Genomic DNA, 25487 nt, shown 5'->3' on the forward strand with positions numbered 1-25487 from the left:
TCCCTTGTCCGAGCCGCCGGCAGCCGTCAGGACCGTCGGACCGGCGGCTCAGGTCCGCAGCCGTCGGCTCAGGTCCGCTCGCACACGAAGATCGCGGTCCCCGGGACGAGGCTGCCCCGCAGCGGCGACCAGCCGCCCCATTCGGCGGTGTTCCAGGCCGGCCACTCCGGCTCCACCAGGTCGACCAGCCGCAGGTCCGCGGCGACGATGTCCCGGACCCGGTCGCCGAGCGTGCGGTGGTGCTCGACGTACACCGCGTGGCCTTCCTCGTCCTGTTCCACGTAGGGCGTGCGGTCGAAGTAGGAGGCGGAGACCGAGAGGCCCTCGGGGCCCGGCTCGTCCGGGAACGCCCAGCGGATCGGGTGCGTCACGGAGAAGACGAAACGGCCTCCCGGGCGCAGTACCCGCCGCACCTCGCGCAGCACCAGACGCGGGTCGGCGACGAAGGGGAGCGCGCCGTACGCCGAGCACGCCAGATCGAAGGAGCCGTCGGCGAAGGGCAGCGCACCGGCGTCGGCGCAGACCAGGGGAAACGATCCGCCGATGCGCAGCGCGTGCTGGAGCTGGCGGTGCGAGAGGTCCAGGGCGACCGGACGGGCACCCTGGGCGGCCAGCCAGCGCGAGCACTGGGCCGCGCCGGCGCCGATCTCCAGGACGTCCTTGCCCTTGAGGTCCTCCGGCGGGCCGAGCAGCTCCGCCTCCACCTCGTCGAGGCCCTCCGGGCCCCACACGAAACGGTCGTCGCCCAGGAACGTGCCGTGCTCGACCTGGTACTCGTCGGCGTTGCGGTCCCACCAGCCCCGGTTGGCCCGGCTGCTCTCCGTGATACCGGCGGCACGCCGGGTGGCTTCGGGTTCGTCCTCGGTTCCGGTCTGTGACCCGGCCTCTTCGAGGTCGAACGAATCGGGCTCTTGGATGATCGGCTCCCTCGTCGTACTCTTCCGTGCAACCCGTTCAGGGGGTGTCACGGAGGAGGTCTGTCAGGCCTGCGTGGCCTCGCGGGACGGCTTTTGTGCCGGGAATGCGGCGATCCGCCCCGGGTGTGCGCCTTCGCGCATTGACCCTGTCCGGCTGCCCCCGTATGCTACAAGTTGCGCTGCGGGCCTGCGCACCTCAGACGTAGCAGGCTGCGCTCGCATCTGTTGTATGTCCCCTCGGTTGTCGAGGCGTCACCAGTGGTACAGGTGACGCTTCCTAGGCTGTCCGGCTTCTACAGAGCGAAACAGGCTCCCGGCGTAAGCAGTACCTACGACTTCAATGTCCGTACCGGAGCCCTTTCTCACATGACGAGCAGCACCGAGACCACCGCCACCACCCCGCAGGTAGCGGTCAACGACATCGGTAACGAGGAAGCCTTCCTCGCCGCGATCGACGAGACGATCAAGTACTTCAACGACGGCGACATCGTCGACGGCGTCATCGTGAAGGTCGACCGGGACGAGGTCCTGCTCGACATCGGTTACAAGACCGAAGGTGTAATCCCGAGCCGCGAGCTCTCGATCAAGCACGACGTCGACCCCAACGAGGTCGTCGCCGTCGGTGACGAGATCGAGGCCCTTGTTCTCCAGAAGGAGGACAAGGAAGGCCGCCTGATCCTCTCGAAGAAGCGCGCCCAGTACGAGCGTGCCTGGGGCACCATCGAGAAGATCAAGGAAGAGGACGGGATCGTCACCGGTACCGTCATCGAGGTCGTCAAGGGTGGTCTCATCCTCGACATCGGCCTCCGCGGCTTCCTCCCGGCCTCCCTGGTCGAGATGCGCCGCGTCCGCGACCTCCAGCCCTACGTGGGCAAGGAGCTCGAGGCCAAGATCATCGAGCTGGACAAGAACCGCAACAACGTGGTCCTGTCCCGCCGTGCCTGGCTGGAGCAGACCCAGTCCGAGGTCCGCCAGACGTTCCTCACGACCCTCCAGAAGGGTCAGGTCCGCTCCGGTGTGGTCTCCTCGATCGTCAACTTCGGTGCCTTCGTGGACCTGGGTGGCGTCGACGGTCTGGTCCACGTCTCCGAGCTGTCCTGGAAGCACATCGACCACCCGTCCGAGGTTGTCGAGGTCGGCCAGGAAGTCACCGTCGAGGTCCTCGACGTCGACATGGACCGCGAGCGTGTCTCCCTGTCGCTGAAGGCGACCCAGGAAGACCCGTGGCAGCAGTTCGCCCGGACCCACCAGATCGGTCAGGTCGTCCCGGGTAAGGTCACGAAGCTGGTTCCGTTCGGTGCGTTCGTCCGCGTGGACGAGGGCATCGAGGGTCTGGTCCACATCTCCGAGCTGGCCGAGCGCCACGTGGAGATCCCGGAGCAGGTCGTCCAGGTCAACGACGAGATCTTCGTCAAGGTCATCGACATCGACCTCGAGCGTCGTCGCATCAGCCTCTCGCTGAAGCAGGCCAACGAGTCCTTCGGTGCCGACCCGGCCTCGGTCGAGTTCGACCCGACCCTGTACGGCATGGCCGCCTCGTACGACGACCAGGGCAACTACATCTACCCCGAGGGCTTCGACCCCGAGACCAACGACTGGCTCGAGGGCTACGAGACCCAGCGCGAGGCGTGGGAGCACCAGTACGCCGAGGCGCAGCAGCGCTTCGAGCAGCACCAGCAGCAGGTCATCAAGAGCCGCGAGGCCGACGCTGCCGCTGCCGCCGAGGGTGGCGAGGCTGCCGCTCCGGCCGCTTCGGGTGGCGGTTCGTACTCCTCCGAGGGTGCGGACACCTCCGGTGCGCTGGCCTCCGACGAGGCGCTGGCCGCGCTGCGCGAGAAGCTCGCGGGTGGCCAGAGCTGAACGCCAGCCGCCGGGCTTAGCCGGTAACTGAGGGGCCGCACCTTTCGAGGTGCGGCCCCTTGGTGTTGTCCGGTTGTTCTTCGGCCGACGGCTCGGTGGGGGGGGGCTTGTCGCGCGGTTACCCGCGTCCCTGAGGGGAGTTGGCGTGGACGCCGGTCGAAACGTGTGGGATACACGAGTAACCGCTGGGCCGTAACGCGGTGCTGGGACGCTTCCCCGGTCTTCGTTCAAGATCGGGAGAGGAGCCCAGGCATGGCACAGCCTCAGTACAGGTCAGGGACGAGCCGGCGGACGTTCCTGCGGAACGTCGGTCTCACCGGAGGCGCCGGCACCATGCTCGCCACCATGGGAGCCCTCGGCCTCGCTCCCACCGCCCAGGCCGCCCAGCGTGAACAGCCCTTCCGGGCGCCGGGCGCAAGCGACTTCACCCTCACCGGGCGCGCCGCGGCCAGGGTCGTCGTCCTCGGCGGCGGCATCGCCGGCCTCGCGACCGCGTACGAACTGGGCAAGGCCGGCTACGACTGTACGATCCTGGAGGCCAGGGACCGAACCGGCGGACGCAACTTCACCGTGCGCGGCGGGGACTCGACCACCGACCTCCACGGCAACCGGCAGACCGCGCGCTTCGCCGACGGCCACTACATGAACGCCGGACCGGCCCGCATACCCCAGTGGATGATCACCCTCGACTACTGCCGTGAACTCGGCGTCCCCATCGAGGTGTTCACGAACACCAACGCCGACGCGTACCTCTACAACGAGTCCGCCGGCATGACCGGGCCCGAGCGCTACCGCACCGCCAAGGCCGATGTGTACGGCTATGTCGCGGAGTTGCTCGCCAAGGCCACCGACAAGGGCGCCCTGGACAAGGAGTTGACGGCCACCGACCAGGAGCGGCTCGTCGAGTTCCTCAAGGACTGGGGAGCGCTCGGCGACAAGCTGACGTACGAGGGCGGTGAGCGGCGCGGATACACGACCGTACCGGCCGCCGCCGGCACCCCCGGGGTGCTTCTCGGCGATGTGCCGGCCGCCTCCGAGGTGTTCGCGAGCGGTGTCGGGCGCTACTTCTCCTTCGAGTTCGGCTTCGACCAGGCGATGCTCATGTTCCAGCCGGTCGGCGGCATGGACCGGATACCGAAGGCACTCACCCGGGCGATCGGCGCCCATCGCATCCGTACCGGAGCCGCCGTCTCCAAGATCACCGACACGGGGCACGGCGTCACCGTGACGTACACCCAGGGCGGCCGTACCAAGGTCGTCGAGGCCGACTACTGCGTGGCCGCCATGCCGCCCAACATCCTCGCCAAGGTGCCGCACAACCTGGGCTCCGGCGTGCAGAGCGCCCTGGCGGCGGTCACCCCGTCGTCCGCGGCCAAGATCGGCCTCGAATACCGCTCCCGCTGGTGGGAACTGGACCACCGCATCTACGGCGGCATCACCGAGACCGACCAGGACGTCACCCACATCTGGCACCCCTCGTACGGCTTCCACGGCGAACGCGGCGTCCTCATCGGCTACTACAACTACGACACCGACGCCGACTCCTACGCCGCGCTCACCCCGGCCCAGCGCGAGAAGCGCGCGGTGGCCGCCGGCGTGAAGATCTACGGCGCCAAGTACCGCACCGAACTGGTCTCCTCCTTCTCCCACCACTGGCGCCAGACCCCCCACCTGGAAGCCGCCTGGCACGACACCCCCGGCGGCCCCGACGACGTGCGCTACAAGCCGCTCAACGAGCCCACCGGCCGGGTCTACTTCGCCGGCGACTGGCTCAGCTACACGGACGCCTGGCAGCACGGCGCGTTCAGCTCCGCGCGGAAGGCGGTCACCGCACTGCACGCGCGCGTGCTGTCCGCGTAGCGCCCGACAGCGCCCGACAGCGCCCGACAGCGCCCGCCAGGGCGCGACAGAGCGGGGTGCCGACAGGGCGGCCGCAGGTGCGGGCACGCGCGTGTGCCCGCACCTGCGGCATGAGAAGTCGGTGAACGGCCGGTCGACGGGGGCGCCGGCGGGAATGCTCGCCGCCGTGGCCATGTTGTCCCGTACGAACACGAGGAGGAGCGGTCACAGTGCTTGATCCGCAGGGTTTGTACGCATGGGAGCCGAAGGGCCTCGCCGTGGTGGACATGGCGCTGGCCCAGGAGTCGGCCGGTCTTGTCATGCTCTACCACTTCGACGGATACATCGACGCGGGCGAGACCGGCGACCAGATCGTCGACCGGCTCCTCGACTCGCTGCCCCACCAGGTCGTCGCCCGCTTCGACCACGACCGGCTCGTGGACTACCGGGCCCGCCGCCCGCTGCTGACCTTCAAGCGGGACCGCTGGGCCGAGTACGAGGAGCCGACCATCGAGGTCCGGCTGGTCCAGGACGCCACGGGCGCGCCGTTCCTGCTGCTGTCCGGCCCCGAGCCGGACGTCGAGTGGGAACGCTTCGCCGCGGCCGTACGGCAGATCGTGGAGCGGCTCGGAGTCCGGCTGTCCGTGGACTTCCACGGCATTCCCATGGGCGTTCCGCACACCCGTCCCGTCGGCCTCACGCCGCACGGCAACCGCACCGACCTCGTCCCGGGCCACAGCAGCCCCTTCGACGAGGCCCAGGTGCCCGGCAGCGCCGCGTCGCTGCTCGAATACCGCCTCATGGAGTCCGGCCACGACGTCCTGGGTGTCGCCGCGCACGTCCCGCACTACATCGCGCGCTCCGCCTACCCCGACGCCGCCCTGACCGTCCTGGAGGCCATCACGGGCGCCACCGGCCTGGTACTCCCGGGCATCGCCCACGCCCTGCGCACGGACGCCCACCGTACGCAGACGGAGATCGACCGCCAGATCCAGGAGGGCGACGAGGAACTCACCGCCCTGGTACAGGGCCTTGAGCACCAGTACGACGCCGCCGCCGGCGCCGAGACCCGGGGCAACATGCTCGCCGAGCCGGTGGAGATCCCCTCCGCGGACGAGATCGGCCTGGAGTTCGAGCGTTTCCTCGCGGAGCGAGAGGGCGACGGCTGAGTCCCCCTGCGGGGCCCGGAGCCAGGCCGGTCCGGGCCTCGAAACAGGGTCTGTCCGGTCGGGTCCGGCTGGCACCAGGGCCTGTCCGGTCCGGTGTCGGAGGCAGGGCCTAAGCTTCGGGGCATGCTGAAAGTTGGCCTCACCGGCGGGATCGGCGCCGGCAAGAGCGAGGTGTCGCGGCTGCTCGTCGGGCATGGCGCGGTGCTGGTCGACGCGGACCGTATCGCGCGTGAGGTCGTCGAGCCGGGAACCCCCGGCCTGACGGCCGTGGTCGAGGCCTTCGGGCCGGACGTGCTCGCCGCCGACGGCACCCTGGACCGGCCGAAGCTCGGCTCGATCGTCTTCGCCGACCCCGAGAAGCTCGCCGTGCTGAACTCGATCGTGCACCCCCTGGTCGGGGCCCGCTCCCGCGAACTGGAGAACGCGGCCGCCGCCGACGCGGTGGTGATCAACGACGTACCGCTGCTCGCGGAGAACGGCCTCGCGCCGTTCTACGACGTCGTGGTCGTCGTGGACGTCGCCCCCGAGACCCAGCTCGACCGGCTGACCCGGCTGCGGGGGATGGCCGAGGAGGACGCACGCGCGCGCATGGCAGCGCAGGCGACACGCGAGAAACGCCTGGCGATCGCCGACATCGTGATCGACAACGACGTGCCCCTGGACGCGCTCGAACAACGGGTCGCGCAGGTGTGGGCCGACCTCGTACGCCGGGCGCGGGTGTCCGGTTCGAGTTGACGGTCGTGCGTCTTCGAAATAGCGGGCACCCGTCCGGGCGTTGAACCGCTTCAGTGAGGGAAGGACTGTGCCGTGCCCGAGACCAGCGGTTCGACCGGACGTACTCCGGAGACGCATGTCATCGACTTCCGTGCCGCCGAGCAACTGCTCAACGCACGGGACCCGCGGGGCGCGGTGAAACTGCTCGACGGAGTGATCGCCGCGCACCCCGAGAACACCGCCGCCCGGCTGCTGCGCGCGCGTGCCTTCTTCGCGGCCGCGCAACTGCGCCCTGCCGAGTTGGAGTTCACCATCGTGCTGGAGCGCGAGCCGGACAACGCGTTCGCGCACTTCGCGCTCGCCCGCACCTACCAACGCCAGGGCCGCGCCGACCTCGCGATACGCCACTTCCGGCTGGCGGCCGCCCTGGACCCGAACCCGGAGTACCTGAAGGCGGCCCGCTTCGACAACGGCGCCTGAGCGGACGTTCGGCGGGGTCGCTCGGTCGGTCGGATGGCGCGGTCAGCGGGGCGGGACGGCGCGGTCAGTGGGGCGCCTGATGCGACGGGGTGTGAGCGGACGTTCGGCGGGGCCGCCCGGTTCGGACGGCGCGTTCAGCGGGGTCGCTCGGTTCGCCGGGGTGTGAGTGGAAGGCTGCTCATGGGTGCCGGTGCTGCGGCGGGTGCCGCAGCCGCCGTGGGTCGCCGTCCGCCGGCCGGTACGGTGGCACATCGCGGCCCGGCTGATAGTGCGGGCCCTGCCTGATGTGCCTGAGGATCATGGTCATGTCGGCGGTGGCCACCAGCCACAGCACCCCGCAGGCGGCCGCCCAGCCGGGACGGCCGACGAGCACGAACACCACCGTGCCGAAGATCGCCCAGGCCACGCCCCACACACTCAGCCACAGCCGCGCCCGCAGCGCACTGCGCGCGGTCGCCGGTTCACTGCCCGTACGCATCACGGATCACCACTCCTCCTTGCAACGTACTCTTCGACCAGGACGTTCACCAAGGGGGACCCCGCCGTGCTGCCGGACGCCGACGACCTGCCCGACCTGCTCCTCGACCTCGCCGTGCCGCACGAGGACATCAACGCGGTGGTGGCCCTGCACCGGACGGTGACCGCCGATCCCGGGATCCGGCGGCTGCTCGCCGAATGCGCCGACGAGGTCACCGGCGCCACGCCGGCTCCGGCCCCCGCCGCGGCCGGAGCCGGAGGCCCCTCCGGACTGGGTGAGAGGGCCGCCGCCGCTCCGGCCGCACTGGACGGCTACTTCCTGGTCTACGTCTTCCTCGCCGCCCTGCCCCACGCCCGCGCGTACCACCATGCGCGGGGCGTCCCCGCCGACGTGTCCCGGCACACGCTCGCCGACCTGGGACGCGGCATGACGCTGCACCGCAGGCGCTACGGCAGCGGAGGACTGTCGGCCCTCCAGGCGTCCTGGCTCGTCCGCCACTTCCGCGGCGAGCTGTACCAGCTGGGCCGGCTGCAGTACGAACGGGCCCGGCTCGGCGAGCGCACGGCTCGGGCGGTCACGGAGTGGGCGGCCACGGCGACAGGGACGGGCCAGGCCGTGGCTCCCGGGCAGCCCTGCCTGAACCTGCACATACCCGACTACCGAGGGCCGCTGACCCCCACCGCCTGCGACCGCTCGCTGGCCCTGGCACGGGAGTTCTTCCCCCGGCACTTTCCCGAGGAGGACCACGCGGTCGCGACCTGCCACTCCTGGCTGCTCGACCCGCAGCTGAGGCGGTACCTGCGGGGGGACTCGAACATCGTCCGCTTCCAGGACCGGTTCCGGCTCGGGCACCAGGACACGGAACCGGCCGACACGACCGCGGTCCAGTTCGTCTTCGGCGCCCCGGACCTGCCGGTACGGGACCTGCCCCGGCGTACCTCGGTGGAGCGGGCGGTCGGCGACCATCTGCGGGCGGGCGGCCACTGGTATCTCGGACACGGGTGGTTCCCCTGGGGAGGGTGACGTCACCGCGGGAACTGTCGTGCGGGGGTGGGTCGTTGTCCGGGCATGACGGTTGAAATGCGTGAGGGGCACAAGGGGACAGGACCCGGTTCCATGACCCCGGACGGCTGCGCGGTGGAGCTCTACTCGCGGCTGGCGGTGGGGGACGAGCCGGACATCATCGAGGCGGCGGTCCCGGCCGGCGCCCACATCCTGGAGCTGGGCAGTGGCGTGGGGCGGATGACCCACCCGCTCCTGGAGCGCGGGTTCACGGTCACGGCGGTGGACGAGTCGGGGGAGATGCTGGAGCGCGTCCGCGGGGCACGCACGATACGCGGCTCCATCGAAGGGCTGGACCTGGGCGAGAAGTTCGACGTGGTGATGCTCGCGTCTTTCCTGGTGAACACCGGGGACGTGGAGGTACGCCAGGGCATGCTGCGCACCTGCGCGGCGCATGTGGCGGACGGCGGCTGCGTGCTCATCCAGCGGGAGGGCGCCGACTACCACTCGAACGTGCCGAGGGAGCGGGTCCACCCCAGCGGATACACGGTACGGATCGTGTCCGTGGAGCCGGTCGCGGACGGGGTGAACTCGGTGCGCGCGGAGTACGAGTTCCCGGACGCGGCCTGGACACAGACGTTCCTGGCCCGGCCGCTCACCGAGGAGCAGTTCGAGGCGGCCCTCGCGGAGGCGGGACTGCAGGTGACCGAGTATCTGACCGAGGACAGGGTGTGGGTGAGGGCGGTACCGGCGGCATAGCGAGAAGCGGCGGGCAGCCCGGAAATCCCGGCGGCAGTCGATGAGTTTCCCCACGGCGGCGGGTCTACCTCGGTGACAGCAACCGGGACCGCTTCCCCCAGGAGAACCCCATGCCCAAGCCGACCGCTTCCGTCGCGCTCGCCACCTCCACCACTGCCACCACCGCCCCCGTCGTCGCCGAGTCGGCGACGGCCCGTGGCCGCCGTGCCCGCCTGGCCCTGCGCACGGTGCAGGTGCTGCTCGCCCTCTTCTACGCCATCGCGAGCGCGCTGCCCAAGCTGATCGCGCATCCGTCGGCCGTCGAGTCCTTCGACAGCATCGGCTGGGGCAGCGCGGGCATGTACACCATCGGCGCGCTCGAACTGGCCGGCGCCATCGCCCTGTTGATACCGGTACTGCAGTCGGTGGCGGCGATGGCGCTGAGTGCGCTCATGCTGGGCGCGTTCATCGTCCAGCTCACCGTCTTCGACGGCCAGTACGCGGCGACCCCACTGATCCTGATCGTGCCGCTGGCCCTGATCGCCTGGGCCCGGCGCGGACAGAACGCGCGGCTGTGGGGACTGGTACGGCCACGTGCGTGACGCGCCGCCCCCGCCGAGCGAGGGGAACCGGCCCCGCGCCGGCGGTGCGCCCCGCCGGCCGGCTCAGCTGAGCCCCGCCAGCCAGCCGGTCCTGGCCCGCGAGCCCTGGCCGCCGGCCCCGCACCGGCGTAGCCCCGTCGTCCGGCCCCGGCCCGGCCGAGCCCCGTGGAGCCGGCCCCGGTGGATCACCGTCCGCCGGGGCGCCCACCGCTCGGCCGACCCATGCCGCCGGTTCCGCCCATGCCGCCGGTCCCGCCGGCTCCGCCCGTTCCTCCCATTCCGCCGAGGCCGCGCAGCCGCTCCAGCTCGCGGCGGTCGCGCTTGGTGGGGCGGCCGGTGCCGCGGTCGCGCAGGCCGATGGGGACGAAGGCCTCGCGGGGCGGCGGCGGGGGCGAGTTGTCGACATAGCACTGGGCGGCCACCGGGGCGCCGACCCGCTTGCGGATCAGACGCTTCACGATGACGACCCGCTCCCGCCCCTCGTGGCGCAGTCGCACCTCGTCGCCGACGCGCACGGAGTGGGCGGGCTTGACCCGCTCGCCGTTCACCTGGACGTGCCCGCCCCGGCAGGCGGTGGCTCCCATCGAGCGGGTCTTGATCAGGCGCACGGCCCAGATCCAGCTGTCGATCCGCACGTTCTCGCCGGGAGCGGGTGCCGCGGCCTCGGCGGCGGCGACGGCCGCGGCGACGGCCGCGGGGTCGGAGTCGGGGGCCTGGCCGGCCGGCGCCTCGGTGCCTTCGGCAGGCTCGGCCGAGGCGGGGGCGGGGGTTCCCGTCCCGCTGCTCTCCCGTTCCCTGCCCACGCCCGCGTCCTCAGAAGCCATGCCCCGACCCTAGCCCCCCGAGCCGGGAGAAACGGAGCCGATTTCCCGGAACGCCCACGCGCGCCCCATGCCCACGCGCGCCCCATGCCCACGCGCACCTCATGTCTACGTGCGCCATGCCCACGCGCCCGACGCCCACGCGCCCCATGCCCACGCACGCCCGCGCACTCCACGCACACCGACCGCATCGATCTCGCACGGCCAGGTCCGCCGGGCTCTACCGTGGACCTTGTGCCCCACCCGCCTCCACCCCCTCCCCCCTCTCCCACCCCTCCGGCCTCCCTCGACCCCCTCGGCCGCCTCGACCAGCGCGTCAGCGCATGCCGGGCCTGCCCTCGTCTGGTCGCCTGGCGGGAGGAGGTGGCGCGCACCAAGCGCGCCGCCTTCGCCGACTGGACGTACTGGGGCAGGCCCGTCCCCGGCTTCGGGCCGCCCGACGCCCCGCTGCTGATCATCGGCCTCGCCCCGGCCGCGCACGGTGGCAACCGCACGGGCCGGATGTTCACCGGGGACCGCTCCGGTGATGTGCTGTACCAGGCGCTGTACGACGTCGGGCTCGCCTCGCAGCCGACATCGGAGCGCATCGACGACGGCCTGGAACTGTACGGCGTGCGCATCACCGCGCCCGTGCACTGCGCCCCACCTGACAACAAACCGACCCCCGAGGAGCGCGACACCTGCCGGTCCTGGCTGGTCGAGGAGCTGACGCTGCTGCGGCCGACGGCGCGCGCCGCCGTGGTGCTCGGTGCCTTCGGCTGGCAGGCCGCGCTGCCCGCCCTGGCCGAGGCGGGCTGGAGTGTGCCCCGGCCCCGTCCGGCCTTCGCCCACGGCACCCGCGTCGACCTCGACGGGCTGGACCTCTTCGGCTGCTTCCATGTCAGCCAGCGCAACACCTTCACCGGCCGCCTCACCCCCGAGATGCTCCGCGACGTGCTGCGGACGGCGGCCGAGGCGGCCGGGTTGCAGTGACGGCGTTGAAGGCGTTGACGGCGGTGGGCTCAGACGATGCGGGCTGCCGCCACCGGGCGGTCGGTGACCGGATGGGTGCCGGTGGACGCGGAGGAGTTGACGCTCCAGCGGTAGCGGGAGAACGCGCCGGTGGCGTCGGAGGCGTAGAACATCATGTGGCCGATGCCGACGCCCTGGAAGTTCTCGCCCTCCACGGTGCCGACCATGCGGGTGTCGGGGTACCGCGGGTAGTTGCTCAGGCCGTACACCCCGTGCGTGTCGGAGGTGCAGTCGATGATCTCCACGGCGTACTGGGTCTCGTTCGGGAAGTCCGCGACCCCGCTGAAGACCCCCTTGACCTCGCGGACCACCACGATGTGCCCGGTGTTCTCGGCGTCCTGCCCGTTGTAGTCGACCGCGATCAGGTCGCCCGGCTGTAGGTCGGCGACCTTGCGGACGGGACGGAAGCGCGGGCCGCCGGTGTCCTTCAGGAAGGCCGAGCAGTAGTCGGCGGCCTCCGGGCCCTTCTCCTGGAAGTACTGGAGGAAGTAGGCGTCGGTCGCCCAGCCGTAGGTGTGTCTGAGCAGTGCCGTGACAAAGGAGGCGCAGCGGGCCCGGGCCACCCAGCTCGCGAGGTCGTCGGGGCGGCCCCAGGTGACGGTCGCCGTCGCGTTCATCAGATAGACGTTGTTGGCGCGTGCCGTAGCGCCGCTGATCAGGGCGATCTCGGCGGCGCTCAGGGCGCGGCCGTAGGCACGGACGTCGTCGACCGCGCCCTTGAAACGGTTGACGTAGCCGCCGTCCCAGCGGGCCCGGCCGATGCCGAAGCCCTGGGTGGCGGCCCAGGACAGGGTCGTTTCGGCGCTGCCTTCCAGCCCGCCGTTCACGTACAGCTGGACGCGTGTGCCGTCCCATACGCCTGCGAGATGGGTCCAGACGCCGGTCCTGGTGACGGGCGTGGAGCCGAGCGCGGAGACCTTGGCGCTCTGGTCCTCGCTGCGAACCTTGAAGGCCCAGGTTCCGGGGCTGCCGTCGTACTGGAGCAGGAAGCGGCTGGCGCTGCCGCCGTCCTGGCTCACGGCCGTGTACATGTCCGTCAGCACGGCGTCGTCGGCCAGCCGGACCCAGGCCGCGACCGTGAACGGGGCCGTGGTGTCCAGGACGGAGTCGGTGGCCGCGTAGGCACCCGAGGTCCCGTCGAGGCTCAGCTCACCGCTCGCCCGCAGACTGGTCCAGCTCGCCCCGGAGCCCAGCGTGACGGGATACTCCAGGCCGGAGCGGTCGGTGCCGGAGCCGTCCAGCGGCCAGTGTCCGGCCAGTCCCGTCGGCAGGTAACCGGCCGCCAGCATGCGTTGGTACTGCACCACCTGTTCGGCCTCGGCCAGATGCGGTGCGGCGACCGGGGTGAACGGTGTGTCCAGCGGCGGGTCGACCGCGGCGGCCCCCATGCCCGCCGCCATGCCGGCCGCCGCGCCCAACCCCATGCGCGCGGCTTCGCTCAGCAGCCCCCGCCTGCTCACCATGGTCATGCCCTCCCCGTGTGGTCCGACCTGTGTGGTCCGACCTGTGTGGTCCGACCTGTGTGGTCCGGCCCGTGTGGTCCGATCGGATCCGTTGCGATCTTCGCTGATGAGGAGAACTCTAGGAGATCTCTGTGCGAACTGGTGTTCCTGTGGACAACCCGGACAACCCGGTGCGAGGTCAGAGCCGCTGCTCGGGCTCCTCGCCGAAGAGGTGCCGTACCGTCGACCGGTAGTTGGCCTGGACGTGGCCGAGGGCGCGGGCGCGGGCGCGGTCCGGGTCGCCGGAGGCGATCGCGTCGTAGAGCTCCCGGTGTTCGGTGAGCAACTGCGGCCACTCCTCGTTCCGTCGGGTGAGCCAGCGCAGCCGGCCGTCGACCGGTTCCATCACCGAGATGAGCAGGCTGTTGCCGGCCAGGGCCAGGATCCGGTCGTGGAAGCGGGTGTTGATGTCGGTGATCGTCTCGGCGTCCCCGGCCCGCGTCGCCGCGGCGGCCCGGTCGAGCAGGTCCCGCAGCTCGGCCAGCGCCTGCGGGGTCGCCCGTGCCGCCGCCAGCCCGGCCGCGTACACCTCCAGTGCCTCGCGCAGCTCGAAGAGTTCCTTGACGTCGGTCGGGGTCAGCCGGCGCACGACGGTCCGGCGGGCCGACTCGAAGTGGACGAATCCCTCGGCGACCAGGGCCCGGATCGCCTCCCGGACCGGCACCCGGGACACCCCGAACCGCTCGGCCAGCTCGCGCTCGACCAGTCGGTCGCCAGGGCCCAGACGTCCCGCGATGATGTCCTGCCGCAGGGTGGCGAGGACGCGCTCGCGCACCGCGCCCAGGGGTTCGATCTTCGTGGTGGGGGATCCCATGGGGCCATCTTCGCCGACCTGAGGGGGCTTTTACGGAGCCGTAACGGGACGGACATCGGTCGGAACGCTTGACGGGAGGACCATGACGGCAGTTTGGTATACCAAACGCGCGCAGTACTCGGCATTCGCCCTCCGCCCTCCCCGTCCCCACAGGTCCCGCAGTCCCTGGAGTCCCTGGAGGCCCCGTGTCCCTGGCCGACCGCGCCGAAGCCACCGGCGCACCCGCGTTCGTCCCCGACCCCCGGCTCACCAACGAAGACCTCGCCCCCGCCGAGCAGCGGAACTGGAAGGTCTTCGACCTCTTCGCCATGTGGATGTCCGACGTCCACAACCTCGGCAACTACACCTTCGCCGCCGGACTGCTGGTCCTCGGCATGAACGTCTGGCAGGTCTTCACCTCCCTCCTCGCCGGCTTCGTGCTCATCTACATCGGCATGAACTGGATGGGGCGGATCGGCCAGCGCCACGGAGTGCCCTTCCCGGTGGTCAGCCGGATCAGCTTCGGCGTCTGGGGCGCCAACATCCCGGCGCTCATCCGGGCCGTGATCGCCATCATGTGGTACGGCATCCAGACCTATCTGGCGTCCGTCGCCGTCAACGTGATGCTGCTGGCGGCCTGGCCGGGCCTGGAGTCCTGGACGCACCACTCCTTCCTGGGTCTGGACGCGCTCGGCTGGACCTCCTTCGTCTCCCTCTGGCTGATCCAGGCTGCGATCATCAGCCGGGGCATGGAGACGATCCGCAAGTTCCAGGACTTCTGCGGACCCGCGATCTGGCTGGTCATGATCGCGCTCGCCGTCTGGATCCTGGCCAAGGCCCACTGGACGATCTCGCTCACCTCCACCCCGCACCCGGTCTCCATCGGCGAGCAGTGGCGGCAGTGGTTCGGCGCGATCGGCCTGATCCTGGCCACCTACGGCACGCTGATGCTCAACTTCTGCGACTTCTCGCGCTTCGCGCCGGACTACCGCACCGTCCGCCGCGGCAACTTCTGGGGCCTGCCCGTCAACTCCACGGCCTTCGTGGTCGTCTCGGTGATCGTCACGTCGGGTTCGCTGGAGGTCTTCGGCGAGGCCATCACCGACCCGGCCGAACTGGTCGCCAAGGTCGGCAACACCTGGGTCCTGGTCGTGGCGGCCCTGACCTTCGCGGTCGCCACCATGGGCGTCAACATCGTCGCCAACTTCGTCTCACCGGCGTACGACCTGGCCAACGTCTGGCCGCAGAAGATCAGCTTCCGGGTCGGCGGCATGATCAGCACGGTCGCCGCGCTGGTCGTCACCCCCTGGAACCTCTTCTCCAACCCCACCGTCGTCAACTACTTCCTCGGCGGCCTCGGTGCCTTCCTGGGACCGCTGTTCGGCGTGATCATGGTCGACTACTACGTGATCAAGCGCGGCAAGGTGGACGTCCAGCAGCTCTTCGACGCGGCCCCCGGCTCCCCGTACCACTACCGCAAGGGCGTCAACCCCAAGGCTCTGTGGGCGTTCCTGCCCTCGGCGGCGGTCGCGGCGGTGCTCGCGCTGGTGAAGACGTTCAGCCAGGTGGCGCCGTACTCCTGGTTCATCGGCACGGCGCTGGCCGCCGGGCTGTACGCGGCGCTCTGCCGCACCGACCGAGCCGTCGCACCCCGGGAGGTCTGACGACCGTGCGGATCGTCGTCACCAACTGCAACACCACGCAGGAGATGACCGAGGAGATCGTACGAGGTGCCCGGGCCGCCGCAGGCCCGGGCACCACCGTGACGGGCCTGACCCCGAGTTGGGGCCCGGAGTCGGTGGAGGGCTGGCTCGACAGCCACCTCTCGGCCGCGGCCGTCATCGACGCACTGCGGACCTACCACGGCCCGCCGTACGACGCGGTGGTCATGGCCGGTTTCGGTGAGCACGGGCGAGAGGGCGTACGGGAGTTGGTGGACGTACCGGTCGTGGACATCACTGAGGCCGCCGCCCATCTGGCCTGCCTGCTGGGACGCCGGTACGGCGTCGTCACGACCCTGGAGCGGTCGCGCGGGCAGATCGAGGACAGCCTGGAGACGGCCGGGGTGGCCCGCAACTGCGCGGCCGTGACGGGCACCGGACTGGGCGTCCTCGACCTCGCCGGCGACCCCGGGCGCACGGAGGCCGCGTTCCTCGCGGCGGCCGAACGGGTCCGGGACGCCGGCGCCGAGGTCCTGGTCCTCGGCTGCGCCGGGATGACGGGACTGCAGCGCGCGGTGGGGGAGAAGCTCGGGCTTCCGGTGGTCGACGGGGTCGGCGCGGCGGTGAAGCTGGCGGAGTCACTGGTGGCGCTGGGGCTCACGACCAGCCGGGCGGGGAGCTATGCGAAGCCGTTGCCGAAGAGGCGGGTGTGGGGGACCGGGTCGCCATAGCGGCGGTCGCGCCGGGAACCCGGGTCCCGTGAGAGTCCTCGGCGCCGACCTGATCGCCGGGGCGCACGCTCGGCCGGCACCGGCGGCGGGTCCCAACGCGTGGCTTCAGGGCCGCCAGACGTACCGCACGTCCGGCTCCCGCTCCTCGTTCCCGCTGCCGTCCGTGCGCTCGACGGCGAGGAAACCGTGCCGCTCGTAGAAGCGGTGGGCAGGCTTGTTGACCTGGAACGTCCAGAGCGTGAGCCCCCGCGGGGAGCGCTCCTTGGCCAGCGAGACGAACCGGTCACCGAGGCCCCGCCCCCGCCACTCGGGGGCCAGATACAACTGGGACAGCGAATCCTCCCCGAGCACCATCACGCCCACGACGCGACCGCCCACCTCCGCGAGCCAGGTCTCCCGCTCCGGCACCACGACATCCCGGAAGTACGCGCGCACCTCGTCGTCGGAGTGCGCCCGGACGACGGTGGGCAGGGCGGCGGAGTACGACCGCAGCCAGACGTCGGCGACGGCGCCGGCGTCCGGTCCGACCGCCCGGCGCAGCACGGCCTCGGCATTCACCCCTGAGCTCTCTCGGGCACGACGGCCGTGGCCGTGATCTCCACCAGCTGCCCGGTGTACCCCAGGCAGGCCACGCCGATCAGCGTCGACGAATGCGGCCCGGCGCTGAGCCCGGAGGCCTCGACGACCTCCCAGACGCTGGACAGCACCGCGGGCTCACTGCTCACGACGTACACATCGGTCGTCAGCACATGGTCCAAGTCGCTGCCGACGGAGTGGAGTTGCTCCCGCAGATTGGCGATCACCCGCTCGGCCTGCCGCGGTGGATCCCCCTCCCCGACGAGCCTCCCCTCGTCGTCCAGCGGAACGGAACCGGCGAGGAACGCGAGCTTCGTACCGGCCTCGACAACGGAGACGTGCGAGTAGCCGGGCGGCGGGAAGAGAGCGGGGGTGGTGACGCGCTGGATCACTGGGGCTCCTGAAGTGAACGGCGGACAACCCGCCGATCATCCGCGCCCCGACCGCGCGCCCGCACCTGAATTTCCGGACGCGGGCGGCACCGGGAGGGAAGGCCGCCGTACGGCACCCGCGACCAGCAGTCCTGCGACATCGCGGATGGCATCGTCTCGGGCGGCATGGGAGGCGGCGGAGTCGCCGGAGCCGCGGAAGGCGGTCCGGAGGGCGACGCAGCGGGCGCACTCGAAGGCACCGGCGTGCGAGCCGCCGAGGGCGACGCGGCGGACCTCGTGGCGGTGAAGCGGGCGAGCGCACGGGCGCGGGCCGAGGAGGCCGAGTCGGTGGCGGCCCAGCCCAGCAAGCCGACGGCCGGGACATCAGGCACTGCGCAAGGGGCATCGCGCGAGGCGCCGCAACAGGAATCGCCGTTCTTTGCGCCGGGAGACAAGCTGAACAACCTGGTTCCCAAGTCGAAGAAGCTACCGGGATACACGATGTGTGGATCCGCGGCTCACCCAATGGGGCGTCCCCCCAGCGTGGAGGATGCGGAGCCGGGCGGTGCGCGCGTGGTGAATCACCGGGTCTTCGCTCAGATGCTGAAGAACGATCCGAACCACAAGGGCGGCCCCATCCGGCTCTGCTCGTGTCAGACAGGCGCTCCCACGGGCAGCTTTGCGCAGGACCTCGCCAGGGCGTCGCGGTTCGACGGCCTCGTCTCCGCGTTCGGGTCCTGCGCCGCCGACCTTGTCCGGATCACGATGGCACTGTTGCCCTCGGAGCAGAGAACCCGGGTTCACCAACTTGTCGGCCAGAGCGTCCTTTCGGTGCCGCGTGACGCGTTTCCCCCACTCGAAAATACGTGGGAATCGGCCAGTTGCCGCTGCTACCGTCCTTCACGTGGCGAAACTCAATCAGATCATCGCGGTCGAGAAGGGCATCAAGTCCAAGGCTCATCAGGACCTGACGGCGGCTCATCACGGATTGCAGAAACCCGCTTTGCTGGCCGGAATCTCGCGGACGTATCAGCCGAAGGACGAGGAGGGCGAGCAACTGCCGCCCGAATCCACGCGGGTTCAGGTGCAGGCCGAGGACGTGTTGCGGCAGACCTCGGCCACGCTGACGCGGCTCTTCGACGTGACCGCCACCAAGGACTGGGCCAACTGCGAGGCCAGGGCCGATGTGAAGGTGGACGGGCGGGTGCTCGTCGCCGCCGTGCCCGTGGCCTATCTGCTGTTCCTGGAGAAGCAGCTCGTCGATCTCAATACCTTTGTGCGGAAGCTGCCCGTGCTCGACGCCTCCGAGTCGTGGGTGCAGGATCCCTCCACCGACGCCTGGAAGACCGAGCCGGTGCGGACCCTGCGTACCAAGAAGGTGCCTCGTAACCATGTGAAGGCCGAGGCGACCGAGAAACACCCGGCACAGGTCGAGGTGTACTACGAGGACATTCCGGTGGGGTACTGGACCACCGTGAAGTTCTCGGGCGCCCTGCCCGCCCGGCGTATCAACGAACTCCTCGACCGGGTCGAGAAGTTGCAGCAGGCCGTCAAATTCGCCCGCGAAGAGGCGAACGGCGCCGACGTCGTCGACCAGCGGGTCGGGGACGCCGTGTTCGGATACCTCTTCGGGTGATCGAGGACGACTGACACAGAAGACTCCCCGGTCCTTCGCGGCCGGGGTGCGCGAGGAGCGCAAAGCTGAAGCTGAGCCTTGTCGTGACGAGCGGTCGTACCCCACAGAACACGGGGCGGACCGCGTTGAATCTCAGACTCTCGCTCCAGACTCAGCATTCGCCGCCGATCGCCGGATCGAACGGGCCTGGGCCCCAGTACGTCGAAATGCAGGTTCAAGTCCTGCCCGCGCAGCTCGATGCGTGGTGGTCCAAAGGAAGGACGCGGCGACCTCACGACTGACCCGGGTTCTCAAGTGTGCCGGCGTGTGATGATGGGCGGCACTCCAGGGCCCGGGGGCAGGCTACGCCCCCGGGCCCGTTCCCGTTCGTCGTGGAGTCGTGAAATTGCGTTCATAAAGAACACGGCCCTTCGCCCCACTTGTCACACCTCGGAAATGCAAACGCACCGTTCCGTACGGGAACACGATCTACGGTGGACAGACCCAGACCGGAAGCCACGGCCGCCGTCGCCCGAAGGCATACCCCCGCCCTCGTCCGCCGTACAGGAGCCCCGTGTCCCGTCGTGTCGCCCCGCCGCCCTGGATCGCCCACGCCCTGCGCGCCCAGCGCGGGCCCGTGCCCTGGAGCGCCGTGACGAGAGGGGCGCTGGCCGCCGGGCCGCTGCTGCTCACCGCGGTCCTGCTCCACCACACCTCTCTCGGTGTGGTCGCCGCCATCGCCGCGATGCTCGCCGGGATCAACGACCGGCCGGGCAGCCGCCGGGCCGCCGTGCGACGACTCGGGGCGCCCGCGGCGGCCGGAGCCGTGGGCCTGCTCGTCGGGACCTACGGCGGTGAGCACCTCACCGCCGTACCCCTGACCCTGCTGCTCACCGGGCTCGGACTGGTCGCCGGCGGCATGAGTGCCGTCGGCCCCGTCGCCTCCGGGGCGGGGACGCAGTTACTGGTCGCCGCCGCCATCGGCGCCGGGATGCCGGTCGCCGAGGAGGGCTGGCAGCGGGCCCTCGCCTTCCTCGCCGGAGCCGGCTGGCTGCTGGTGCTGCGGCTCGCCCTGCCCACCCCCGGCGCCCTCACCGGCGACTACCGCTTCGACGGGGAACGGGACGCCGTCGCCGCCGTGTACGACGCCGTCGCCGACCTGCTCGACGCCGTCGGCGGCGAGGCCGCCCTCGCCCGGCGCAAGGCGCTGAGCACCGCCCTCGACCATGCCCAGGACGCGCTCACCGGGCCCCGGTTGCGGCGGCACGCCAGTTCCGCCGCCGAACGCCGGCTGCACGCGCAGTACGCCGCCGCACTGCCCCTCGCCGAGGCCGCCACCGCCCTCGCCTGGGCGGAGGAGCCGATATCCGCGCGGGCCGCCGAAGGGCCCCGGCGGCTCGCCATCGCGGTCCGGGAGAACGACGGCACCGGGCCGCTGCCCGCGCCGTCCCGGTCGGCGCCCGCCCTGCGTGCCCTGGACGCCGCCCTGCTGCGCGCCGCCGAGGCCTTCGACCGGGCCGAGGGCGCGCGGCACCGGCCGCCCGCCCGGCGCCGCAGCCCGAAGGAGGTGCTGCGGGCCGCGCTCGGCAGCGGCGGCCGGGAGTACGGGCTGCGGGTCGCCCTCGGCTTCGGGGCCAGCGCCGGCATCGCCCAGGCCCTGCACCAGGCCCGCTGGTACGGCGAGCACCAGCACTGGTACTGGCTGCCCGCCACCGCCGTCTTCCTCGTCAAGCCCGACCTCGGACCGCTCGCCTCCCGGGTGCTGTGCCGGGCCGCCGGGACCGTGCTCGGCGCCCTGCTCTTCGCGGGCCTCGCCGCGGTACTGCCCCGGCCCGAAGGGCTCATCGCGCTGGTCGCCGTCTGCGGAGCGGTCATCCCGGTGTCCACCCGGCACTTCGCCGCCCAGACCGCCGCCGTCACCGTCCTCGTGCTCGCCCTGGTCATGGTCGGCGGCGAACCACAGGCCTCCGCCGGCCGCATCGGCGAGACCCTGCTGGCGTGCGCGATCGTGCTGATCGTGGGGCATCTGCCGATGGCGGGGAAGCGGGGCGGCGGGGTACGGGCCCGGCTCGCGGCGGCCGGGCGGGCCGCGCACGCCTACCTCGACCACGTCCTGAGCGAGTCCGACGACCGCGGCGAACGCTGGGCCCTGCGCCGCGAGGCCTACCGCACCCTCGCCGAGGCCCGCACCACGATCGCCCTCGCCGCCGCCGAACTCCCCGCCCTCGCCCGGCGCACCGAGGGCACGGACGCGGTGGCCGCCGTACTCGAACGGCTCGTGGACACGACCACCGCGTGTGCCGTGCACCTCGACGAGACAGGCCGGCTCACCCCCCGGCACACCCGGCAACTCCAGGACCTGGCAGCCGAGTTGGAGCACGGCGGGCAGCGGCTCGGACTCACGGTGCCCCGGATGCCGGTCTCCGCGTAGGGCATTTTGTTCGGATCACCCCGAGCGGCCGCCGCGACGAAGCCGGTGGCCGCGTCGCTCGGCCGGAACGGGATCACCGCGCGGATCCCGCGCCTGCGCGGGTGCTCGCGATGCGTGCGTGAAGAATCCGCCTCGTCGGCCAGGACCTCGCCCGGCTCGGTGCGCGGCCGTACCCGCCGTCGTGGAGTCCACCGAGACGACCCCCGTCCTGCCTAGTCCCACCAGAACGACCAGGACGTCCGTCCCACGAGGTCCGTCGCGTACTCGGGGAACGGTGTGGGCGGGTCATCGACGATGTTGTCGGCGGTCGACAGCACGTGCTCCAGAGCGAGCAGGTTCGCGTGGCCCGCTTCAACGGGAGGTCTCGCGACCGATACGTACAGCTCGCTGCCGAACACCGCCACCACCCGGGCACCGAAGCGGTCCTCCCAGCTCCGCAGGAGTGCGCACAGCAGAGGCAGCGGTGCCTCCGAGGACCAGCCGGTCAACGCCAGAGCATCGCTGCCGCGACGGGCCGGGACGAGAACGAGGCGGCAATCGGCCAGCCCGTAATCGCCCCTCCTGATCAGCTGCCTCAGCAGACCGGACGCGGCCTCCTCGGGCGTCGGGGCCGCGGACGTTACCGGCATCTCCGGTGCCAGGCCCGGCCACTGCTCGAAAGGCGGTCCGGGGTCGTGCGGCCACGGCTCGATTCCTTCGGGTGCCGGGACCGGCGTCGGGTCCGTCCAGAAGGGCAGCCTCCTGCGGCGGTACTCGGCGAAGTCCGCCGCCAGCACCTCCTCCAGGCGGACGGCGTCGACATGACTCAGGCTGAGCGGACTGCCCAGGCCGCTGGGCCAGCACAGGAACGGAATCAGGCCGTGTGCTCCATGCTCGCTCAGCAGACGAGGCCACAGCCGTTCGACGTCGTCAGGGAACTCGTCGGAGATCCACACGTGTGCGGGACCGCAGGGCAGGAACCGGCCAGGAGGTAGATCGTCGGGCAGGGCAAATGACATGGTGGCACCGTAGACGGGGGGACTGACAGCGCGGCCGCCCGGAGAACCGAAGGGCGCCTTCGCCGTCCGTTGTCCCCACGAAGCCACCCAGGTCAGTGCCCCAGGTCGCCCTCCAGCACCGTGACAGGGACGAGCGGGCGGTCCCAGAGCGCGAGGATCTCGTTGGCCAGGGCCACGATCGGCAGCGGCCGCCGGCCGCCGTTCACCGTGCACCTCGACGGCAGCGGCCGCCGTTCGCCGAGCACCTCGACGGCAGCGGCCGCCTTTCGCTGTGCACCTCGACGGCAGCGGCCGAGAGGCCGCGCGGCACCGCCGAGGCGTCCAGCAGGACACGCGCGACGAAGGCCATGTCGTCGGCACCGGCCGCGGTCAGCGCCTCCTGCACCCCTCGCACCGCGTCGAACCTCTCCTGTACGTCCTCCACCTGAGCCACCCGGCCGGGCGGCGGAGCGGGACGGTCCAGCGGAAGACTCCAGCCGAACAGGCCGACAAGTCCGGCCACTTGACCGCCCGGCGCGGCGAGCCGTTCCGCGTGGGCGGTCCGCAGCAGCCGCAGCACCGGTGCCCAGACGGCGAAGTCGTGCAGTGCGGACACGGGGAGACTCCAGTCGTTCCGGGAGGGCGGCGATGCGACTGTCGCGGAGACCACCGCCGTCCCGGACGCTCCCGCCCGTCACCAGCCGGGGCCTCAGTCCTCGAACCGCGCCCACACCGGTGCGTGGTCCGACCCCGGCGCCCCGCGGCGCTCCGCCGGGTCCTCGCCCACCGACGGGAGGGACGGTGGCGCGGTGGTGCCAGGGAGGCCCGTGCCGGCCTCCGTCAGGCGGTGGACCAGGTGGTGGCTGAGGAGGATGTGGTCGATGAGTTCGCGGCGGCCGGAGTCGACGCGGGAGTAGCGCTGCTCGGCCGGAATCCGCGGGGCTGTGTCCCACAGCCGTACGGCGTCGCCCTTGTCGGCGTGGTCGTAGCCGGTGGTGCCGAGCTCGGAGCCGGGCGGGCCGAGGAGGATCTGGGTGGTGGCCGCCTGCACCTCGTCGTTGAGGTCGCCGAGCACCGCCACGTCCCTGGACTTGCCCTGCCCGGCCAGGAGTTCGTCCGCCAGCGCCCGCAGGGCCGTCGCCTCGGCGGCGCGCCGGAAGAGGGCGTACGCCCCGTAGCGCGCCCGTTCGCCCTCGTCGTGCGGGTAGAAGCGGTCGCCGGGGTAGGTGAGCAGCTTGGACTTGAGGTGGGCCACCGCCGCCGTCAGCGGGCCGGCCGGGGTCTGGACCGTCACGGCCAGGAAGCCGCGCCCGGCTTCGGTGACGGTTCCGCCCGAGTCGTCGGTCTGCACCGGGGCCAGCCGCGCCGGGAGGGCCGCCGTGTCGGACACCACCGTCAGCTCGGTGCGGGCCAGGAAGCCGACCCGGATACCCCGGCCGTCGGGGTGCGTGCAGAGGGCGACGCGCCAGTTCACGCCCAGCAGTCCGGCCAGATCCTCCAGGGCGCCGGGGTCTCCGACCTCCTGGACACCGAGCAGGGTCGGGTCGAGTGCGCCGATCACGGAGGCGAGGGCGGCGAGCTTCGTCTCGTACGCGGACTTGTCCTTGGGGCCGTAGGGGCTGCCGGGTCGGTAGAGGTTCTCGAGGTTCCAGGTGCCGAGGAGCATGCCCGGCTCCTTCCAGGAGGTGGTGCGGCCAGCGTGCTCGTCCGGGCCGGTACGCGACAGAGGCAGGACAGGATGAGCGGTTCGGCTCACGCGGGCCGACGACCCTGCCCTACGTTGGGGCGATGAGCTCCGCTCCCGCCGATCGAGGCTTCACCCCCGCCGGACGTGGCTCCAGCCCCGCCGATCGTGCTTCCGCTCCCGCCGACCTCGTCATCACCGGCTGTACCGCGCTCACGCACGACGAGCAGGAACGGATCGTCTTCCTGGCGGACGCCTCGATCGTCGTACGGGACGGAGTCGTCGAATCCGTGGGGGCGGGCGCCGACACGGCCGCCGTGGAGCGGATCGACGCGCGCGGGCAAGTCGCCATGCCGGGGCTCGTCAACTGCCATACCCACGCCCCGATGGTCGCGCTGCGCGGGCTCGCCGAGGACCTGCCGACCGAGGCGTGGTTCAACGACGTCGTCTGGCCCGTCGAGTCCAACCTCACCAGGCGGGACGTGGAGTTGGGGGCGCGGCTCGCCTGCGCCGAGATGATCCGGGGCGGGGTCACCTGCTTCGCCGACCACTACTTCCACATGGACGCGGTCGCCGCGGTCGTCGCCGAGTGCGGGCTGCGGGCCCACCTGGGAGAGGCGTACTTCTCCTCGCAAGGGCCCGAAGGGCGGGAGCGGTCGGCGGAGTTCGCGCTACGGCACCGGGGCGGCGCGGACGGCCGCATCACCACCGCCCTCGCCCCGCACGCCCCCTACACCGTCACCGACGCGGACCTCGCCGCCACCGCCGAACTCGCCCGCGCCCACGGCCTGCCCGTGCACCTGCACGCCGCCGAGAACCGCGACCAGACCGACACCAGCCTCGCCCGGCACGGCGCCACCCCCATCGAGATCCTGGACCGCGCCGGGCTCCTCGACACCGAGCTGCTCATCGCCCACGGCACCGGCATCCTCGACCGCGACCTGCCCCTGCTGGAGCGCACCGGCGGCCGCACCGCGGTGGCGACCGCGCCCCGCGGCTACCTCAAGTTCGGCTGGCCCGCCACCACCCCGGTACGGGCCCTGCGCGCCGCCGGCGTCCCGGTCGGCCTCGCCACCGACGGCGCCGCCTCCAACAACTCCCTCGACGTATGGGAGTCGATGGCGCTCACCTCGCTGATCCAGAAGTCCAGCGAGGGCGATCCGCGCTGGCTGACCTCCCGGCAGGCCCTGCACCACGCCACGCTGCAGAGCGCGCGGGCCGTCGGGCTCGGCACCCGCATCGGCGGTCTCGCCCCCGGCCACCGCGCCGACATCGTCCTCGTCGACCTCACCGGGCCGCACACCCAGCCCGTCCACGACCTCGCCGCCACGCTCGTGCACAGCGCCCGCGCGGCCGACGTCCGCACGACCATCGTCGACGGCCGCCTCCTGATGCGCGACCGCGAGCTGCTCACCCTCGATGTGCCCGCGATCGTACGGGAGCTGGAGGAGCGACTCCCCGCCCTCGTCGACCGCCGTCAGGGCCGGCGCATCCAGGAGTACGACACCTGACGGT

Annotated in this window: 24 protein-coding genes and 1 pseudogene; 14 read left to right on the plus strand and 11 right to left on the minus strand. The window is 71.6% G+C overall.

The features are described from left to right. Positions 1-68: 68 nt before the first annotated feature. Entirely contained in the window at positions 69-968 is a 900-nt protein-coding gene (locus tag ACZ5K7_RS30835; RefSeq protein WP_468918285.1) for a class I SAM-dependent methyltransferase, read from the minus strand. Between the two features lie 315 nt (positions 969-1283). Here ACZ5K7_RS30835 and rpsA point away from each other — a divergent pair, with 315 nt between their 5' ends. The 5 genes from rpsA (at position 1284) to ACZ5K7_RS30860 (ending at position 6979) form a co-directional block, all read left to right on the plus strand. Further along, positions 1284-2777, plus strand: coding sequence for a 30S ribosomal protein S1 (gene rpsA / locus ACZ5K7_RS30840; RefSeq protein WP_189947373.1), 1494 nt, complete (start codon positions 1284-1286; stop codon positions 2775-2777). Positions 2778-3110: 333 nt separating this feature from the next. Next, entirely contained in the window at positions 3111-4637 is a 1527-nt protein-coding gene (locus ACZ5K7_RS30845; protein ID WP_468918422.1) for a flavin monoamine oxidase family protein, read from the plus strand. 209 nt (positions 4638-4846) lie between these two features. Next, positions 4847-5785 carry a PAC2 family protein gene (locus tag ACZ5K7_RS30850; protein ID WP_351695055.1) on the plus strand — a complete coding sequence of 313 codons (939 nt, stop codon included), beginning with the start codon at positions 4847-4849 and terminating at the stop codon, positions 5783-5785. 123 nt (positions 5786-5908) lie between these two features. Then, the gene (coaE, locus tag ACZ5K7_RS30855; RefSeq protein WP_351695053.1) at positions 5909-6520 is read left to right on the plus strand and encodes a dephospho-CoA kinase; all 612 of its coding nucleotides are present in this window, start codon (positions 5909-5911) and stop codon (positions 6518-6520) included. A gap of 72 nt (positions 6521-6592) precedes the next feature. Beyond that, positions 6593-6979 (plus strand): tetratricopeptide repeat protein, encoded by a 387-nt coding sequence (locus ACZ5K7_RS30860; RefSeq protein ID WP_351695052.1) that lies wholly within the window; start codon positions 6593-6595, stop codon positions 6977-6979. 178 nt (positions 6980-7157) lie between these two features. On the opposite strand, the gene ACZ5K7_RS30865 is transcribed toward ACZ5K7_RS30860, so the two are convergent. Further along, entirely contained in the window at positions 7158-7457 is a 300-nt protein-coding gene (locus ACZ5K7_RS30865) for a DUF6343 family protein (protein WP_351695050.1), read from the minus strand. A 66-nt stretch (positions 7458-7523) separates the two neighbouring features. Between ACZ5K7_RS30865 and ACZ5K7_RS30870 the strand changes: the two genes are divergently transcribed. From ACZ5K7_RS30870 to ACZ5K7_RS30880, 3 genes are all read left to right on the plus strand, one after another. Then, positions 7524-8480 (plus strand): acyltransferase domain-containing protein, encoded by a 957-nt coding sequence (locus ACZ5K7_RS30870; protein ID WP_468918292.1) that lies wholly within the window; start codon positions 7524-7526, stop codon positions 8478-8480. Between the two features lie 57 nt (positions 8481-8537). After that, entirely contained in the window at positions 8538-9218 is a 681-nt protein-coding gene (locus tag ACZ5K7_RS30875; protein WP_468918295.1) for a class I SAM-dependent methyltransferase, read from the plus strand. 110 nt (positions 9219-9328) lie between these two features. Continuing rightward, the gene (locus tag ACZ5K7_RS30880; protein WP_468918298.1) at positions 9329-9799 is read left to right on the plus strand and encodes a DoxX family protein; all 471 of its coding nucleotides are present in this window, start codon (positions 9329-9331) and stop codon (positions 9797-9799) included. Positions 9800-9984: 185 nt separating this feature from the next. Here the strand turns inward: ACZ5K7_RS30880 and ACZ5K7_RS30885 are convergent, their stop codons facing one another. Continuing rightward, positions 9985-10623 (minus strand): RNA-binding S4 domain-containing protein, encoded by a 639-nt coding sequence (locus tag ACZ5K7_RS30885; RefSeq protein WP_468918300.1) that lies wholly within the window; start codon positions 10621-10623, stop codon positions 9985-9987. 231 nt (positions 10624-10854) lie between these two features. On the opposite strand from ACZ5K7_RS30885, the gene ACZ5K7_RS30890 reads away from it, so the two are divergent. After that, the gene (locus ACZ5K7_RS30890) at positions 10855-11592 is read left to right on the plus strand and encodes a uracil-DNA glycosylase (RefSeq protein WP_468918303.1); all 738 of its coding nucleotides are present in this window, start codon (positions 10855-10857) and stop codon (positions 11590-11592) included. 29 nt (positions 11593-11621) lie between these two features. Here ACZ5K7_RS30890 and ACZ5K7_RS30895 read toward each other — a convergent pair whose 3' ends face one another. Together ACZ5K7_RS30895 and ACZ5K7_RS30900 are read right to left on the minus strand one after the other, a co-directional pair. Further along, positions 11622-13100 (minus strand): LamG domain-containing protein, encoded by a 1479-nt coding sequence (locus ACZ5K7_RS30895; RefSeq protein ID WP_468918305.1) that lies wholly within the window; start codon positions 13098-13100, stop codon positions 11622-11624. A gap of 172 nt (positions 13101-13272) precedes the next feature. Continuing rightward, complete coding sequence (locus ACZ5K7_RS30900) at positions 13273-13947, minus strand: GntR family transcriptional regulator (protein ID WP_351695038.1); 675 nt, start codon at positions 13945-13947, stop codon at positions 13273-13275. Positions 13948-14132: 185 nt separating this feature from the next. On the opposite strand from ACZ5K7_RS30900, the gene ACZ5K7_RS30905 reads away from it, so the two are divergent. Then, complete coding sequence (locus tag ACZ5K7_RS30905; RefSeq protein ID WP_468918308.1) at positions 14133-15590, plus strand: NCS1 family nucleobase:cation symporter-1; 1458 nt, start codon at positions 14133-14135, stop codon at positions 15588-15590. Between the two features lie 5 nt (positions 15591-15595). Further along, a complete protein-coding gene (locus tag ACZ5K7_RS30910) occupies positions 15596-16318 on the plus strand; it encodes an aspartate/glutamate racemase family protein (RefSeq protein ID WP_351695034.1) in 723 nt (240 codons plus the stop codon). Positions 16319-16423: 105 nt separating this feature from the next. Here ACZ5K7_RS30910 and ACZ5K7_RS30915 read toward each other — a convergent pair whose 3' ends face one another. Both ACZ5K7_RS30915 and ACZ5K7_RS30920 read right to left on the minus strand, forming a co-directional pair. Further along, positions 16424-16876, minus strand: coding sequence for a GNAT family N-acetyltransferase (locus ACZ5K7_RS30915; RefSeq protein WP_468918310.1), 453 nt, complete (start codon positions 16874-16876; stop codon positions 16424-16426). Then, the gene (locus ACZ5K7_RS30920) at positions 16873-17286 is read right to left on the minus strand and encodes a RidA family protein (RefSeq protein WP_468918313.1); all 414 of its coding nucleotides are present in this window, start codon (positions 17284-17286) and stop codon (positions 16873-16875) included. The genes ACZ5K7_RS30915 and ACZ5K7_RS30920 overlap by 4 nt, the downstream gene beginning before the upstream one ends. A gap of 883 nt (positions 17287-18169) precedes the next feature. Here ACZ5K7_RS30920 and ACZ5K7_RS30925 point away from each other — a divergent pair. Together ACZ5K7_RS30925 and ACZ5K7_RS30930 are read left to right on the plus strand one after the other, a co-directional pair. After that, positions 18170-18901: a DUF7873 family protein gene (locus tag ACZ5K7_RS30925; RefSeq protein WP_468918315.1), complete on the plus strand. Its 732-nt coding sequence runs from the start codon at positions 18170-18172 to the stop codon at positions 18899-18901. A gap of 553 nt (positions 18902-19454) precedes the next feature. After that, complete coding sequence (locus ACZ5K7_RS30930; protein ID WP_468918318.1) at positions 19455-21311, plus strand: FUSC family protein; 1857 nt, start codon at positions 19455-19457, stop codon at positions 21309-21311. Between the two features lie 212 nt (positions 21312-21523). Here ACZ5K7_RS30930 and ACZ5K7_RS30935 read toward each other — a convergent pair whose 3' ends face one another. The 4 genes and pseudogenes from ACZ5K7_RS30935 to ACZ5K7_RS30950 all read right to left on the minus strand — a co-directional run bounded on the left by ACZ5K7_RS30935 (position 21524) and on the right by ACZ5K7_RS30950 (position 23954). Continuing rightward, a complete protein-coding gene (locus ACZ5K7_RS30935; protein WP_468918321.1) occupies positions 21524-22309 on the minus strand; it encodes a DUF4253 domain-containing protein in 786 nt (261 codons plus the stop codon). Between the two features lie 92 nt (positions 22310-22401). Further along, positions 22402-22488: pseudogene (locus ACZ5K7_RS30940) on the minus strand (SMI1/KNR4 family protein); the annotation flags it as partial. Positions 22489-22511: 23 nt separating this feature from the next. Then, entirely contained in the window at positions 22512-22904 is a 393-nt protein-coding gene (locus ACZ5K7_RS30945) for a hypothetical protein (protein ID WP_468918323.1), read from the minus strand. Positions 22905-22997: 93 nt separating this feature from the next. Next, positions 22998-23954: an endonuclease/exonuclease/phosphatase family protein gene (locus tag ACZ5K7_RS30950; protein WP_468918326.1), complete on the minus strand. Its 957-nt coding sequence runs from the start codon at positions 23952-23954 to the stop codon at positions 22998-23000. Between the two features lie 122 nt (positions 23955-24076). Between ACZ5K7_RS30950 and ACZ5K7_RS30955 the strand changes: the two genes are divergently transcribed. Further along, positions 24077-25483 (plus strand): amidohydrolase, encoded by a 1407-nt coding sequence (locus tag ACZ5K7_RS30955; protein WP_468918328.1) that lies wholly within the window; start codon positions 24077-24079, stop codon positions 25481-25483. Positions 25484-25487: the final 4 nt, after the last annotated feature.

The sequence above is a fragment of the Streptomyces sp. NPDC031497 genome, assembly GCF_055580905.1.